This window comes from Sulfitobacter sp. PR48 (genome assembly GCF_028807335.1).
Classification (GTDB): domain Bacteria; phylum Pseudomonadota; class Alphaproteobacteria; order Rhodobacterales; family Rhodobacteraceae; genus Sulfitobacter.
The window spans coordinates 78,859-93,323 of sequence record NZ_JARAMM010000014.1 but is presented as its reverse complement, the minus strand read 5'-3'; the positions used below and the strand labels follow the sequence as shown (position 1 = coordinate 93,323).

General features: G+C 60.4%; 14 protein-coding genes. 9 read left to right on the top strand and 5 right to left on the bottom strand.

Going from position 1 to position 14,465, the window contains the following annotated elements:
- Window positions 1–95 precede the first annotated feature (95 nt).
- From tolB to folD, 8 genes are all read left to right on the top strand, one after another.
- Window positions 96–1,418: a Tol-Pal system beta propeller repeat protein TolB gene (tolB, locus tag PVW51_RS18010; RefSeq protein ID WP_269367644.1), complete on the top strand. Its 1,323-nt coding sequence runs from the start codon at window positions 96–98 to the stop codon at window positions 1,416–1,418.
- Between the two features lie 87 nt (window positions 1,419–1,505).
- Window positions 1,506–2,027 (top strand): peptidoglycan-associated lipoprotein Pal, encoded by a 522-nt coding sequence (pal, locus tag PVW51_RS18005; RefSeq protein WP_269367645.1) that lies wholly within the window; start codon window positions 1,506–1,508, stop codon window positions 2,025–2,027.
- Window positions 2,028–2,043: 16 nt separating this feature from the next.
- Window positions 2,044–2,865 (top strand): tol-pal system protein YbgF, encoded by an 822-nt coding sequence (gene ybgF / locus PVW51_RS18000; protein WP_274576485.1) that lies wholly within the window; start codon window positions 2,044–2,046, stop codon window positions 2,863–2,865.
- Window positions 2,866–2,872: 7 nt separating this feature from the next.
- Window positions 2,873–4,126, top strand: a complete 1,254-nt coding sequence (gene tilS, locus PVW51_RS17995) for a tRNA lysidine(34) synthetase TilS (RefSeq protein WP_269367646.1) — start codon at window positions 2,873–2,875, stop codon at window positions 4,124–4,126.
- Between the two features lie 104 nt (window positions 4,127–4,230).
- Window positions 4,231–6,153 carry an ATP-dependent zinc metalloprotease FtsH gene (ftsH, locus tag PVW51_RS17990; protein WP_114274642.1) on the top strand — a complete coding sequence of 641 codons (1,923 nt, stop codon included), beginning with the start codon at window positions 4,231–4,233 and terminating at the stop codon, window positions 6,151–6,153.
- 112 nt (window positions 6,154–6,265) lie between these two features.
- Complete coding sequence (locus PVW51_RS17985; RefSeq protein WP_274576465.1) at window positions 6,266–6,847, top strand: MOSC domain-containing protein; 582 nt, start codon at window positions 6,266–6,268, stop codon at window positions 6,845–6,847.
- Window positions 6,848–6,988: 141 nt separating this feature from the next.
- On the top strand, window positions 6,989–8,665 hold the full coding sequence (locus PVW51_RS17980) for a formate--tetrahydrofolate ligase (protein ID WP_274576449.1): 1,677 nt from the start codon (window positions 6,989–6,991) through the stop codon (window positions 8,663–8,665).
- Between the two features lie 81 nt (window positions 8,666–8,746).
- Entirely contained in the window at window positions 8,747–9,649 is a 903-nt protein-coding gene (gene folD / locus PVW51_RS17975) for a bifunctional methylenetetrahydrofolate dehydrogenase/methenyltetrahydrofolate cyclohydrolase FolD (protein ID WP_274576446.1), read from the top strand.
- 24 nt (window positions 9,650–9,673) lie between these two features.
- Here folD and PVW51_RS17970 read toward each other — a convergent pair whose 3' ends face one another.
- Entirely contained in the window at window positions 9,674–10,078 is a 405-nt protein-coding gene (locus tag PVW51_RS17970; RefSeq protein ID WP_114274638.1) for a DUF2306 domain-containing protein, read from the bottom strand.
- A 114-nt stretch (window positions 10,079–10,192) separates the two neighbouring features.
- Between PVW51_RS17970 and PVW51_RS17965 the strand changes: the two genes are divergently transcribed.
- Entirely contained in the window at window positions 10,193–10,921 is a 729-nt protein-coding gene (locus PVW51_RS17965; RefSeq protein ID WP_274576443.1) for a LytTR family DNA-binding domain-containing protein, read from the top strand.
- 12 nt (window positions 10,922–10,933) lie between these two features.
- Here the strand turns inward: PVW51_RS17965 and PVW51_RS17960 are convergent, their stop codons facing one another.
- The 4 genes from PVW51_RS17960 to PVW51_RS17945 form a co-directional block, all read right to left on the bottom strand.
- Window positions 10,934–11,353, bottom strand: coding sequence for a PaaI family thioesterase (locus PVW51_RS17960; protein WP_269367652.1), 420 nt, complete (start codon window positions 11,351–11,353; stop codon window positions 10,934–10,936).
- Window positions 11,354–11,361: 8 nt separating this feature from the next.
- On the bottom strand, window positions 11,362–12,024 hold the full coding sequence (pdeM, locus tag PVW51_RS17955; RefSeq protein ID WP_269367653.1) for a ligase-associated DNA damage response endonuclease PdeM: 663 nt from the start codon (window positions 12,022–12,024) through the stop codon (window positions 11,362–11,364).
- 329 nt (window positions 12,025–12,353) lie between these two features.
- Window positions 12,354–13,328, bottom strand: coding sequence for a reverse transcriptase domain-containing protein (locus PVW51_RS17950; protein ID WP_274576440.1), 975 nt, complete (start codon window positions 13,326–13,328; stop codon window positions 12,354–12,356).
- A gap of 134 nt (window positions 13,329–13,462) precedes the next feature.
- Complete coding sequence (locus tag PVW51_RS17945) at window positions 13,463–14,305, bottom strand: retron St85 family effector protein (protein ID WP_274576438.1); 843 nt, start codon at window positions 14,303–14,305, stop codon at window positions 13,463–13,465.
- Window positions 14,306–14,465 lie beyond the last annotated feature (160 nt).

Genomic DNA, 14,465 nt, shown 5'->3' with positions numbered 1-14,465 from the left:
CGCTATGGTGTTATTTTGCGTGAACTTCCCCTCGAATTATCGGCAAAGCCGCGAAATAGTGGATTTACGTTTAAGCCCGAAAGGATGCTGACGAGATGAAATTGCGTTTTTTGAGCCTGTTCCTGGTGCTGATCTGCGCCCTGTCCGGTGCGGTAGCGGCACAGCAGGGGCCCCTGCGGATCGAGATCACCGAAGGGGTGATCGAGCCTTTGCCCTTTGCCGTGCCCAGCTTCCAGCCTGAAAGCGCGGAATCCGGGCAGCTTGCCGGTGACATCTCCCGGGTGGTGTCGGAGGATCTGACGGGAACCGGCCTGTTCCGCGAGGTTCCGGCATCGGCCTTTATCTCTACGATCAGCGATTTCAACGCGCCGGTGCAATATGCCGACTGGAAGGCGATCAACGCGCAGGCGCTGATCACCGGGGCGGTGAATGTGCAGGGCAATTCGGTCAGCGTGAAGTTCCGTCTCTATGACGTGTTTTCGGGCGCGGAACTGGGCGACGGCCTTCAGTTTTCGGGGACCACCGAAGGCTGGCGACGCATGGCGCACAAGGTGGCGGATGCGGTCTATAGCCGGATCACCGGCGAGGGGGCCTATTTCGACAGCCGCGTGGCCTATGTCTCTGAAACCGGGCCGAAGGATGCGCGCCAGAAGCGGCTGGCGATCATGGATTACGACGGGGCGAATGTTCAGTACCTGACCGATTCAGGCTCCATCGTGCTGGCACCGCGCTTTTCGCCCTCGGGTGACCGGGTTCTCTATACCAGCTACGAAAGCGGTTTTCCGCGGATCTATGTGCTGGACATCGGTTCGGTGCAGCGGCGGGTGCTGGAAAGCGCCGAAGGCACCATGAGCTTTGCGCCGCGCTTCTCGCCCTCAGGGCAGACCGTGGTCTATTCGCTGACCCAGGGCGGCAATACCGACATTTACACAATGGACATCGCCAGCGGCCAGTCCGTGCGCCTGACCAATACACCCGCGATCGAAACCGCGCCCAGCTTCAGCCCCGATGGCGGCCGTATCGTGTTCGAGAGCGACCGTTCCGGCACCCAGCAGCTTTACATCATGTCCGCCACCGGCGGCGAGCCGACGCGCATCTCCTTCGGCGAGGGGCGCTATGGCACGCCGGTCTGGTCGCCGCGCGGCGATCTGGTGGCCTTTACCAAACAGAACAAGGGCCGTTTCCACATCGGTGTGATGCGGCTGGATGGTTCGGAAGAGCGTCTGCTGACTGCTTCCTTTCTGGATGAGGGGCCGACATGGGCCCCCAATGGCCGGGTGATCATGTTTGCCCGCGAAACCCAGGGGGCGGGCGGGTCATCGACCCTTTATTCCGTGGACATTTCCGGACGCAACCTGCGGCCGGTGCGCACACCGGAAGGGGGCTCGGATCCGTCCTGGTCGCCTTTGCAAAAATAACACGAAGTTGTTGTAGCGAATTTCCAATGGCCGCGGGCCTGTGCTACTAAAGGTTAACAAAAGTCGCCACCAAAGAGAGGCACCACGATGAACAGATTTCTGACAAGCGGTATTTTGATTGCAGCATTGGCGCTGGGCGCCTGTACCAACCCGGACCGCTTTGGCGCCGATGGTGCCGGTGCAGGGGCAAACGCAGGTGCCGGTGCCAATGGTGTGGTGCCGGGCAGCGCCAATGACCCGACCTCGGCTGCCTATTTCCAGCAGTCGATCGGGGACCGTGTATTGTTTGAAGTGGATCAGTCGAACCTGACCGCCATCGGCCGCGCGACGCTGGACGGGCAGGCGCAGTGGCTGATGACAAACTCGGACTACCAGGCCGTGATTGAAGGTCACGCGGACGAACAGGGCACCCGTGAATACAACCTGGCCCTGGGGGCGCGCCGTGCCAATGCGGCGCAGGAATACCTGATCTCAAAGGGGGTCCCGCCGGGCCGTCTGCGGGTCATAAGCTATGGCAAGGAACGCCCCATCGAGATCTGTTCCGAAGAATCCTGCTATGCCAAGAACCGCCGCGCGGTGACAGTTCTGGCAGGCGGTCTGACAAGCTGAGGCTGATCTGATGAAGATGCGTTTGGTAATGGGTATGATGCTGGGGCTTATGGTCAGCCCCGCGGCCGTGTTGGCACAGGATGATCAGACTCTGGCAGATGTGCGTCAGGAACTGAACATCCTGTTTGTCGAGGTCCAGAAACTGCGGCGCGAATTGTCCACCACGGGTGGTGTTTCGACCAGCACCGGGGGCGCGTCGGTGCTGGAACGCGTGGGCGCGATGGAAAGCGAATTGCAGCGCCTGACCTCCAAGACGGAAGAACTGGAAAACCGCATCAACCGTATCGTCGACGACGGGACCCGCCGGATCGGCGACCTGGAATTCCGGCTGGTCGAACTTGAAGGCGGTGATGTGGGCAAGCTGGGCCAGACCACCACACTTGGGGGAGAGGGGCAGGCTTCGGTCTCTGCTCCGCTGACCGCCCCGGCCACACCGACTGACGAGGCCTCTCTTGCGGTTGGTGAAGAGGCCGATTTCAAGCGGGCGCAGGAGGCGCTCGCATCCGGTGACTTTCGCGCCGCCGCAGACCTCTTTGCGACCTTCAATCAGACCTATCCGGGCGGTCCGCTAGCCGCCGAGGCCGAATTGCGCCGGGGCGATGCCCTGCAGGGTCTGGGCGATTCAAAGGAGGCGGCACGCGCATTCCTGACCGCTTTCAGCACTGCGCCCGAAGGGCCGATGGCGCCACAGGCGCTTTTTGAGCTGGGACGCGCCCTGGGGCAGCTTGGGCAGACCCAGGAAGCCTGCGTCACGCTCTCCGAGGTCGGCGTGCGCTTTCCATCGACGCCAGCGGTTGCCGAGGCCGAGAACCAAAGGCTTGCGCTAGGATGTAGCTGACGTGACCATGGCCTGGCTGACCCAGCAAGTGTCCAGCGCTTTCCTGCCCCATCCGCCGGACAGGGTTGCGGTCGCGGTTTCGGGCGGTGGCGATTCCATGGCGCTGCTGCATCTGATGCACGGATTTTGCAGGCTGCACGGATCGCGTCTTTTTGCTGTGACAGTGGATCATTGCCTCAGGCCGGAGGGAGCCGAGGAAGCCGAGGCTGTGGGTGCCTATTGCGCGACGCTTGGCGTGCCCCATGATATCCTGATCTGGGATGACTGGGATGGCATTGGCAATCTTCAGGCAGAGGCCCGCGATGCGCGTTATGAATGCGTATCGGATTGGGCAAAGGAGCGCGGAATCCGCACCGTCGCGGTGGGTCATACCGCCGATGATCAGGCTGAAACGGTTCTGATGCGTCTTGCGCGCCGCGCCGGCGTGGATGGGTTGTCGTCAATTTCGCCCCGTATGTTACGCCATGGTATCCATTGGGTGCGGCCTTTGCTGTCTGTCACCCGTGAAGACCTGCGGAGCTACCTGCGCAGCCAACAGGTCAGCTGGGTAGAAGACCCGAGCAATGATGACACGAGTTTTGAACGCATCAGGGCACGCAACGCACTGGCAGAACTGGGCAAGCTGGGTATTGATGCAAGCGCTCTGGCCACCGTGGCCGAACAGATGCGTCAGGCGCGGGCTGCGTTGAACTGGCAGACCTTCCTCGCCGCCCGCGATATCGCACGTGTAGAGAAAGGTGCCATTGCACTGGATGAACGGCGGCTGCGGATCCAGCCTGAAGAAATTCAGCGCCGCCTGCTGGTTCATGCGCTGAGCTGGATCAGCGGCAATCCCTATCCGCCCCGACGGGCCGCTGTTGCCACGCTGATGGCGGCGCTGCGCCGGGGGCTGGCCTCGACGCTGGATGGCTGCCACGCCCTGCGCGAGAAAGAGAGCATCTGGGTGTTCCGCGAGCATAAGGCGGTGCAGGACCTGCGGGTGCCTGCGGGTCAATTGTGGGATTCACGCTGGCGCGTCAAACCGGCTACTGAAGAGGCTGCCCGCCAGTGCCACTATGTGGCCGCGATGGGCCCGCAGGGGGTCGAGCAATGCGGAGATTGGCGTGCATCCGGGCTGCCGCTGCAGGCGGTCATGTCATTGCCTGCCGTGTGGCAAGATGACGTCCTTCTCGCCGCCCCCCTTGTCCGACCGGACCAAAACTGGCATGCGGCACTGGAAGGTGGAGAAGAGACCTTCTTTGGCGGGCTATTATCGCATTGAATCTACTGTGATGATCCCTATCTTAGGTCAGTGTTCGATGAGACCATTCGACATGCGCAACTCAGCCTAGACAGGCGCAAATTGTTGTTATTAGGAGAACTTCCTTGGGAAATATGCGTAACCTCGCGTTTTGGGTCGTCTTGCTTTTGCTGGTGTTGGCGCTGTTCAACCTCTTCAGCGGCTCAAATAATGCCCTTCAGAGCAACGAAGTCACCTATTCCGAATTCGTAAGCTCGGTTGAAAAGGGCGAAGTGCGGAACGCCACCCTGGACGGAGAACAGGTCCGGTTTCGCAAGGCGGACGGATCTGATTACGTCACGGTCAAACCCGAGGACGCAGAAATCACCAACCTGCTGATCAACAACAACGTGCCGATCAAGGTGCGGCCCCAGGAACAATCGGGCTTCCAGACGTTCCTGATGTCGCTGCTGCCCATCGCCTTGCTGATCGGTGTGTGGATCTATTTCATGAACCGGATGCAGGGCGGCGGCAAGGGCGGGGCCATGGGCTTTGGCAAGTCGAAGGCCAAGATGCTGACCGAGAAACATGGCCGGGTCACCTTTGATGACGTGGCAGGCATCGACGAGGCCAAGGAAGAACTTGAGGAAATCGTCGAGTTCCTGCGCAATCCGCAAAAATTCAGCCGCCTTGGCGGCAAGATCCCCAAGGGGGCGCTGCTGGTCGGCCCTCCGGGCACAGGTAAGACACTGCTGGCGCGCGCCATTGCGGGCGAGGCGGGCGTGCCTTTCTTCACCATCTCCGGTTCCGACTTTGTCGAGATGTTTGTGGGTGTGGGCGCGAGCCGTGTCCGCGACATGTTCGAACAGGCGAAAAAGAACGCGCCCTGTATTGTCTTCATCGACGAGATCGACGCCGTGGGCCGCCATCGTGGCGCAGGCTATGGCGGCGGTAACGATGAGCGTGAACAGACGCTGAACCAGTTGCTGGTCGAGATGGACGGTTTTGAGGCCAACGAGGGTGTGATCATCCTGGCCGCCACCAACCGCCGCGACGTGCTGGACCCCGCGCTGCTGCGTCCGGGCCGTTTCGACCGTCAGGTCACCGTGCCGAACCCCGACATCAAGGGCCGCGAGAAGATCCTTGGCGTTCATGCCCGCAAGACGCCACTTGGCCCCGACGTCGACCTGCGCATCATCGCGCGCGGCACGCCCGGGTTCTCGGGTGCTGACCTCGCCAACCTGGTGAACGAGGCGGCGCTGATGGCCGCGCGTGTGGGGCGGCGTTTCGTGACCATGATCGACTTCGAGCAGGCCAAGGACAAGGTCATGATGGGGCCTGAACGCCGCAGTATGGTCATGACCGCCGAACAAAAGGAAATGACAGCCTACCATGAGGCCGGTCATGCGCTGGTCGGCATGTCGCTGCCGAAATGCGATCCGGTCTACAAGGCCACGATCATCCCGCGCGGCGGTGCGCTTGGCATGGTGATGAGCCTGCCCGAAATGGACCGCCTGAACATGTTCAAGGACGAATGCCACCAGCGCCTGGCCATGACCATGGCGGGCAAGGCTGCGGAAATCCACAAATATGGGCCAGAGGCCGTGTCCAACGGCCCGGCCGGCGACATCCAGCAGGCCAGCGCGCTGGCCCGCGCGATGGTGCTCCAGTGGGGCATGTCCGACAAGGTCGGCAACATCGACTATTCCGAAGCCGCGCAGGGCTATCAGGGCAATACGGCGGGTTTCTCTGTCTCTGCCAACACCAAGGAACTGGTGGAGAAAGAGGTCCAGAAGTTCATTCAGGACGGCTATGAATGGGCGAAGAAGATCATTTCCGAGAATGAGGAAAAGTTCGAGCGTCTCGCCCAGGGCCTGCTGGAATACGAGACCCTGACCGGGGATGAGATCAAGCGCGTGATGGACGGGCTGCCGCCCTCCGACGAAAATGACGAGAGCGGCCCGGACGAGGGCAACGCCCCCAGCGTCACCGCGATTCCCAAGGCCAAGGGCAAGGGCAAGAAACTGCCCCCCGCGGATGGCGGTCTGGAACCGGAACCGACCACCTGATCACAACCGCTGATCATGGCGTAACGGAATGTCATAAGGCCCCGCCACGGCGGGGTCTTTTCTTTTGCGCAGGGTCTGACCAAAGTGGCGGCGACCATAAGGAGCCTTGACCATGCCTGAACTACTGCCCACCGATCATACCGCGACCATCGTCTGGATGGGGATGGTGCCGCAGGACCGCAGCGATATCCGGTCACAGGAAATCGACCGCGCCCGCGCCACCTATGCCGGGTTTGCAGGCGATTTCCACGCGGGGCTCACCAGACCATCCTGCGTGCGGGTGAAATCGCAATATCCGCAGGGCACCGAGATCCGCAACACGCGGCAGTTTTCCATCCTGTCGGCAGAGGAACTGGCCGAGATCGCCGCCGAGATCGGCGTCGACAAGTTGGACCCCCGGCTTTTGGGAGCGTCGATCGTGGTGCAGGGCATTGCCGACTTTACCCATATCCCGCCCGCGTCGCGGTTGCAGTCGCCCTCCGGCACCACCCTGACCGTCGACATGCTGAACGGCCCCTGCAACCTGCCCGCGCGCGAGATCGAAAAGGAAGCGCCGGGGCATGGCAAGGGGTTCAAGGCAGCAGCGATGGGACGCAGGGGCGTCACCGCCTGGGTGGAGCGCGAAGGCGATCTGGCCATCGGCGATACCTTGCGTCTGCATGTGCCGGGGCAGCGGGCCTGGGCGCTCCTTTAGCGACGATCGTTTCCAAAAAGAAACGGTTTATCGGTCCACCGCCGCATCGGGTGGTGGAAATGTCGGAATTGCGACCTGTGGTCCGAACGATTGCACGATAAGAGGGGCAAACGGCACATCGGTCTTTAGGGGAACCCTCACATGGCTTACAAATCCGACATCGAAATCGCACGCGCAGCGAACAAACGCCCCATCCAGGAGATTGGTGAGAAGCTTGGGATCGGCAGCAAGGACCTGCTGCCCTATGGCCATGACAAGGCGAAGGTCAGCCAGACATTCATCGACAGCGTCCAGGGCAACAAGAACGGCAAGCTGATCCTGGTGACAGCGATCAACCCGACCCCTGCGGGCGAGGGCAAGACCACCACCACAGTGGGTCTGGGTGACGGGCTGAACCGGATCGGCAAGAAGGCCGCGGTCTGCATCCGCGAAGCCTCGCTTGGGCCGAACTTCGGGATGAAGGGCGGGGCGGCCGGCGGCGGCTATGCCCAGATCGTGCCGATGGAAGAAATGAACCTGCATTTCACCGGCGACTTCCACGCCATCACCAGCGCGCATTCGCTGCTGTCTGCGATGATCGACAACCACATCTACTGGGGCAACGAGCTGGAAATCGACACCCGCCGCGTCGTCTGGCGCCGGGTCGTGGACATGAACGACCGCGCGCTGCGCCAGATCACCACCTCGCTGGGCGGGGTCGCCAACGGCTTCCCGCGCGAAGCGGGCTTCGACATCACCGTGGCCTCCGAAGTCATGGCGATCCTCTGCCTTGCCAAGAACCTTACAGATCTGCAGGAACGTCTGGGCAACATGATTGTCGCCTACCGCCGCGACAAGTCGCCGGTCTTTGCCCGCGACATCAAGGCGGACGGCGCGATGACCGTTCTGCTGAAAGACGCGATGCAGCCGAACCTGGTGCAGACGCTTGAGAACAACCCGGCCTTCGTGCATGGCGGTCCCTTCGCCAATATCGCGCATGGCTGCAACTCGGTCATTGCGACGACAACCGCGCTGAAACTGGCGGATTACGTGGTGACCGAAGCGGGCTTTGGTGCCGATCTGGGGGCCGAGAAGTTCCTGAACATCAAGTGCCGCAAGGCGGGTCTTTCGCCCTCTGCCGTGGTGGTTGTGGCAACTGTCCGCGCGATGAAGATGAACGGCGGCGTTGCCAAGGCCGATCTGGGCGCCGAGAATGTCGAAGCCGTGAAATCGGGCTGCGCCAACCTGGGCCGCCACATCGAGAACGTGAAGAGCTTTGGCGTGCCGGTGGTGGTGGCGATCAACCACTTCGTCACCGATACCGATGCCGAAGTGCAGGCGGTCAAGGACTACGTGGCCAGCCAGGGCTCCGAAGCAGTGCTGTCGCGGCATTGGGAACTGGGTTCCGAAGGCTCTGCCGATCTGGCAACCAAGGTTGTCGAGACAATCGAGAAGGGCGAGGCGAATTTCGCACCGATCTACCCCGATGAGATGAGCCTTGCGGACAAGATCAACACCATCGCCACCAAGATCTATCGCGCCGACGAGGCGGTGATGGACGGCAAGATCCGCGCCCAGCTGAAGGAATGGGAAGATCAGGGCTATGGCAACCTGCCGGTCTGTATGGCCAAGACGCAATACAGCTTCACCACCGATCCCGAGCGGCGCGGCGCGCCCACCGGTTTCGACATCCCGGTGCGCGAAGTGCGCCTCTCTGCGGGTGCCGGTTTCGTCGTGGCCATCTGCGGTGAGATCATGACCATGCCGGGCCTGCCAAGGGTGCCTTCGGCCGAGAACATCCGTCTGAACGCCGACGGCGACGTCGAAGGCTTGTTCTGATCAAGAGTGGTGCGCAGTAAATGCGCACCCTACGAAACCCTTGTAGGGTGCGCATTTACTGCGCACCTCAGGAAAGATAACATGACTGCAATGATCATCGACGGAAAAGAATTCGCCGCCCGCGTGCGGGCCAAGGTGGCCGGGCATGTGACCCGTTTGAAGGATCAGCACGGCATCACGCCCGGCCTTGCGGTGGTGCTGGTGGGCGAGGATCCGGCCAGCCAGGTCTATGTCCGCTCCAAGGGCAAGATGACCGTCGAGGTCGGCATGAAATCGGTCGAGCACAAGCTGGAGGCCGACACCTCGGAGGCGGAGCTGCTGGAGCTGATCGACCGGCTGAACAACGATCCGGAAATCCACGGTATTCTGGTGCAACTGCCCCTGCCGAAGCATCTGGACGAGGATCTGGTCATCAACTCGATCAGCCCGGCCAAGGATGTGGACGGTTTCCACATCTCCAACGTCGGGCTGCTGGGCACGGGACAGAAAAGCATGGTGCCCTGCACGCCGCTGGGCTGCCTGATGATGCTGCGGGATCATCACGGATCGCTCTCCGGCATGGATGCGGTGGTGATCGGACGCTCCAACATCGTGGGCAAACCGATGGCTCAGCTTCTGTTGGGCGACAGCTGCACCGTGACCATCGCCCATTCGCGGACAAAGGATCTGGCCGATGTCGTGCGCCGCGCCGACATCGTTGTCGCCGCCGTGGGCCGCCCCGAAATGGTGCCGGGCGACTGGATCAAGGAAGGGGCCACCGTGATCGACGTGGGCATCAACCGGCTGGACGCGCCGGAAAAAGGCGAAGGCAAGACCCGGCTCGTGGGCGATGTGGATTATGACAGCTGCGCCGCGCGTGCGGGGGCGATCACCCCGGTGCCGGGTGGCGTCGGCCCGATGACCATCGCCTGCCTGCTGGCCAATACCGTGACGGCCTGTTGCCGGGCCAACGGGCTGGATGAGCCCGAGGGCCTGACCGCCTGAGGGCATGACACCCGGGGTCAGACCCTAGGAGGCCACACCGAAGACCACCGCATGCATGATCCGGCCGGGCAATAGAGTGAAGCCCCCCGCGATGATCAGCGCACCAAAGACCAGCGTCCGCATGATGCGGGCGTGTGTGCCCCGGTCGTGCCGCCGCGCGGCCCGCACCCCGAGAACCAGACTGATCAGCGTGACGACCGACAGGATGTGGATCGGGCCGAAGGGGCCGATCCAGCGTATCTGATTGATCCAGAAACTGGACAGCGCCACGGCAGCCATCATCAGAACCCAGGTCCAGCCGAGGGTGCGGTGCAGGGGGCTGCCCTTGCGCAGGGTGAGGATGCATGCGGTCAGCACTACTGCGGCCAGCGCCAGAAAGGCATGGATCTGAATGACAGCAGGGGCGGCGAAAAGCGGATCGAATGACATGGTAAACCTTGTGTTTTGACGGGTTGCCTTTGCATGGCAGGATGGCCCATTCAGACACAGTGGAATTACGTGAAGCGCAGTGCTGCTTCGTGAATGGCAAAGAGAAGGCGGCAGATGCATCTGACGCATCGCGAGTGGCAAAGGCTTGGTTTCCTGGTGGCTTTATGGCTGCTGGTGACACTGCTTTGTGCCGTTGCGGGCCCCTTCGGCACCCATGAAGCGCTGGGTTTTGCGGGCCGCGCCGCCTATTGGGCGGGGGTCGTGGCGCTGTCGATCCTCTGCACCACGTTGCTGCGGCGGTTCGTGCCTGACAGCCTGCCGCGCAAGATTGCCTTCTGGTCCGCCTTTGCACTGGTGCTGGCCACCTTGATCCATGGGATCAACAGTCTTGTCTTTGGCGGGCAGGTGGGCGGGGGCCTTGGATACATGATCGCCATTGTCGGCGCGACGGTGCTGGTGGCGAACGGTCTGGTCTATCTTGCACGCAGGTGGCTGGCCAACCCGCAGCCGACAGAGGCACCCGCCGACCCCGCCGCCTTGTTTCTGCGCCGTCTTCCGCTTGAACTGCGCGGCCCGCTGGTGCGGATCGAGGCGCAGGACCATTACCTCAAGATCGTGACGGCGCGGGGCAGCACCCTGATCCTGATGCGGCTTGGCGAGGCTGTCGAAGCGCTGGACGGGGTGCGGGGCCTGCAAACCCATCGCTCCCATTGGGTCAGCCTGGATGCGGTCACCGCCCATCGGCGCGTGCAGGGGCGGGATGTGCTGGTGATGTCGGATGGTGCCGAAGTTCCTGTCGCGCGGGGCAAACGTGACGCGGCAAGACAGGCGGGCTTGTTCTGACCCGGTAAGGGGTCAGATCGGCACAGGCACCATTGTGCCTTGCAGGATGGCGATGCGCTTTTGCCTGCCATCCGTTTCCGCAAAAACTTCGGCTGTGACAACGCAAAGCCGCTTGCCGGGTTTCACCACCTTGCCAATGGCAAACAGGCGGTCGCCGCGCGCCGGGGCCAGCAGGTTGATCTTGATCTCGGCGGTGACGACCTCATTGTCCATCGGCAACACCGACAGCGCCGCATAGCCCGCAGCAGTATCGCCCAAGGCAAAGGTCAGCGCCGCATGGCCAAAGCCCTGCTGTTGCCGTGCGCCCGGCAGGATCGGGGCCGAAATGCGGATCTCGCCACTGGCCACCGCATCAAGGGAAGCCCCCAGCGTGGCCATCATGCTTTGCGCGGCAAAGCTGTCGCGGATGCGCTGAACGGCTTCTGGTGACATCGGGTATCCTATCTTGGCATGGGGATGGCGAGGGGGGTCTTGCCGGTCAGGATGGCGCGGGCTTCGGGGCGCATCAAGGCACAAAGCACCTCCGTGTGACTGTGCAATCCGCCGGTATAGGTGCCATAGGCGGGCAGGATCAGACGGTCGCTGTCATGCAGGAAGGCAGGACGGGTGATGCGGGTGTTGCGGGTGCTGACGCTGGCCTTGGGATGGTAATGGCCCGACACTTCGCCGCTGGCACCGGCCTGGGCGATATGGCGAAAGGTCAGCGGCGCCAGGGGCAGTTCCACCAGATGACTGCCGCCAAGGTCCATCGGGCCGGGGTCATGGTTGCCCTCGATCCAGATCCAGCGCCGCCCCGCCTGCAGCCGCGCGATCCACAGCCGTTCCTCCTCGGGCAGGGCGCGGGCCGCCTGCGCATCATCAAAGCTGTCGCCAAGGCAGACCACCGTCCGCGCCCCTGACAGCGCAAGGTCAGCGGCCAGCCGGGTCAGCGTGTCGCGCGTGTCATAGGGCGGCAGCGCAGCCCCGCCGCGCCGGGCGATCCGCTCGGATTTGCCAAGATGCAGATCGCTGATGCAGAGCAGGCTTTGCTCCGGCCACCAGAGCGCCCCGGACCCCAGCGCGGTCAGCTGTGTTCCGGAAAGGGTGAAGTCACATCCGTTCATCCTTTGTTCATGTTTTAAATGACCCGGTTTGGCAAGGGGATGGATGAAGGTGTTTGGATGTTGTTGTAGCGTGACGCGAAAATCTGCAGTGATTTACAGAGATATTTGCAGCAAGCGGTTTTGCGGTAGCCAGCGCTGCAGGGCTGTTTGATTGCCCTTTTCAACGTGGCGTTTCGGTCATCTGGCGAGGCGCGCGAATGCGAGCTGCGAACCCGGGTTCTTCGATGCTGAAGATGGGTAACTTGGGCGGGAAGCGGTCGTTTGCTGCAGCATGCACCAACGGCAGAAATAGCCCAAAAATGAAAACCGCACTGCTGGTTAAACTTACCCTACTTACTCTGATAGGTATCGTGAATTCTCAGCCGCGCCTCATTGTCCAAAATTGCACGGTATTGCGTGTAGGTATCATCTCGCCCATAGACGCATTTGTACCATTCGATAATGCCACGTAGCTTTTCTCGGTTTTCGTGCGCCCAATGGATGCTTCTAGAAGCTTTGAAAAACATCGACCTGTAAACACGACGCTGGCTTCCCGGTATCTTCGGTTTCTCGCCATGTGTCAGGAGGCCCAACGTAGTTCGAGGCAGGCCTTTTGGATGGAACTTGGTTTTGTCCTCGTTTGCGGCAAAACCACCATCCAAGATAATCTTTGAAACATAGGCAGCCAGCTTCGGATGGTTGAAGTTCTTTTCCTTGTGGAAGAACATGTCGTCGCTATACCTTAGGTACTTCAACTCCCAAGTGGTCGCCAACCTTTTCAGGCGAAGGTCAATACTTCGCATGATCAAATTTGATATGGCAGGGCTTGTTGGAGCGCCTTGAGCCAAGCGATCCCCGAATGTGGTTAGTCGAGCAAGGATGAAGGAAGCCGCGTCTGTGAAGCCAAGTGCCTTGAAAAGTCCTAAAACCCGCACGAAGGTGATAGATGGGAAGAAGTCTTCAATATCCACCTTTAAGACAGCACGACCTGGGCAAAACTCTCTGGCCGCCGTTAGAATTGACCGAGCGGTCACATATGAGTGTACGCACTCATCAACCGGAAACTCAGACAGGATCTTCTTGTTGATCGCGCGCTGAACGCCTTTCAACTCTGATATGGGGATGTCTAGTTTTCGAAACTTTGTGGGGTCAGAGTTTTTCGGAATTTCGATGGAGACGTAGCACCTGTTCGGGTCTTCGACTAAGTAGAAGATGTGCTGCGGAGCAAATCCCAAGAAATCAGCAAGAGACGCCAAGTCCTTGCAATCGTCCGCAGCACCCATTCCTACTTCTTCTCTCTCTCGATGCCAGGCAATAAAACGCATGCGAGGAAACCCTCGGATCGGTTTATTGCATGGCAGGCTTCTGCGTACTTCGCGTGCCCGCAACGATGACATTGCGTCTCCCCTCGCAGGGAATTGCTAGGAATACGTCAACACTACCTCAGCGGGGGCTGACGTCAAGCAGCGGCCAGCCTCTTTGATCGAGTTTTGCTGATCGCGGTCGAACTAAACGGCTCCAAGAGATCGTCCGCAAAGCCGTTCACCGAGCGGTAGCGGCCAGAACCAACCTTTTCGATTTTCCCCGCTTTGTACAAGCTATGCAGTGCTGAGTTTAGCTGGTCGGGGTGAAGTCCAGAAGATAGGAGCAGCTCAGAGTAGCTAGGCCTATCACCTATCAAGACTGCAATCAGTGTGGTCGCCATCTGGTACTGTTCGCGAATTGGCTTAATATAGCCGGAATAGTTGGCGGGCTTTCTCTGGTAGCGGAGCATCGTATTTCTTAGATAGTCAAATCGGTTCAGGTATTGAGCGTATTTGAAAAACGTCAGTGGATACCTTACGCGATCCAACATCTCGTTTTTATTTTCTGCATCGAAATAGATGACACTGTTTGGATTGAGGCGGGTGAGCAAGCTTAGGGGGCCCCGTGAGATGTAGCTTTCTGCTCGGTAGAATCTGCCGGACAACAAAACAATCAGTCGCTCCCTTATTCCGGGAATTTGAGTGAATGTTCCAAGCTCTGCAATAGAGCCTGGAGATTCTAGGATCAGAAGTGTGAAGTCAACATCGTGGGCGAACCGGACTTCGAGCGTTTGCAGGTCGGTTGATTGTCTCTTGTAATTGCTTTGGCTCTCAATTTCTTCGCCGTAGTGGGCTTTGACATTTGGTATTTTCTGAAGTGCATCACGCGCCATATCTCGAACAGCTATTCCATCGGACGAATACCCGGGGCCGCAAACAAACACGCGAGACGAAACATTCTGCGCGGCTATTTTAAGAAGTGTTGGCTGAATTATCAATGCGCTTTCCGATCAGTTCGCAAATCTAGGATACTGGAACATTCTAGAAAGGCTACCCCGATATTTTTGAGACGAGAGGACATGTCGAGACGATCTCTGCCTCTCGCTTAGTCATGCTTTAACGGCAGCTCAGGGCCGAAAGCAAACATTATAGTAGCAA

Coding starts and splice junctions, on each gene's coding strand:
- tolB (WP_269367644.1), top strand. CDS start 96: ATGAAATTGCGTTTTTTGAGCCTGTTCCTGGTGCTGATCTGCGCCCTG.
- pal (WP_269367645.1), top strand. CDS start 1,506: ATGAACAGATTTCTGACAAGCGGTATTTTGATTGCAGCATTGGCGCTG.
- ybgF (WP_274576485.1), top strand. CDS start 2,044: ATGCGTTTGGTAATGGGTATGATGCTGGGGCTTATGGTCAGCCCCGCG.
- tilS (WP_269367646.1), top strand. CDS start 2,873: ATGGCCTGGCTGACCCAGCAAGTGTCCAGCGCTTTCCTGCCCCATCCG.
- PVW51_RS17985 (WP_274576465.1), top strand. CDS start 6,266: ATGCCTGAACTACTGCCCACCGATCATACCGCGACCATCGTCTGGATG.
- PVW51_RS17980 (WP_274576449.1), top strand. CDS start 6,989: ATGGCTTACAAATCCGACATCGAAATCGCACGCGCAGCGAACAAACGC.
- folD (WP_274576446.1), top strand. CDS start 8,747: ATGACTGCAATGATCATCGACGGAAAAGAATTCGCCGCCCGCGTGCGG.
- PVW51_RS17970 (WP_114274638.1), bottom strand. CDS start 10,078: ATGTCATTCGATCCGCTTTTCGCCGCCCCTGCTGTCATTCAGATCCAT.
- PVW51_RS17965 (WP_274576443.1), top strand. CDS start 10,193: ATGCATCTGACGCATCGCGAGTGGCAAAGGCTTGGTTTCCTGGTGGCT.
- PVW51_RS17960 (WP_269367652.1), bottom strand. CDS start 11,353: ATGTCACCAGAAGCCGTTCAGCGCATCCGCGACAGCTTTGCCGCGCAA.
- pdeM (WP_269367653.1), bottom strand. CDS start 12,024: ATGAACGGATGTGACTTCACCCTTTCCGGAACACAGCTGACCGCGCTG.
- PVW51_RS17950 (WP_274576440.1), bottom strand. CDS start 13,328: ATGCGTTTTATTGCCTGGCATCGAGAGAGAGAAGAAGTAGGAATGGGT.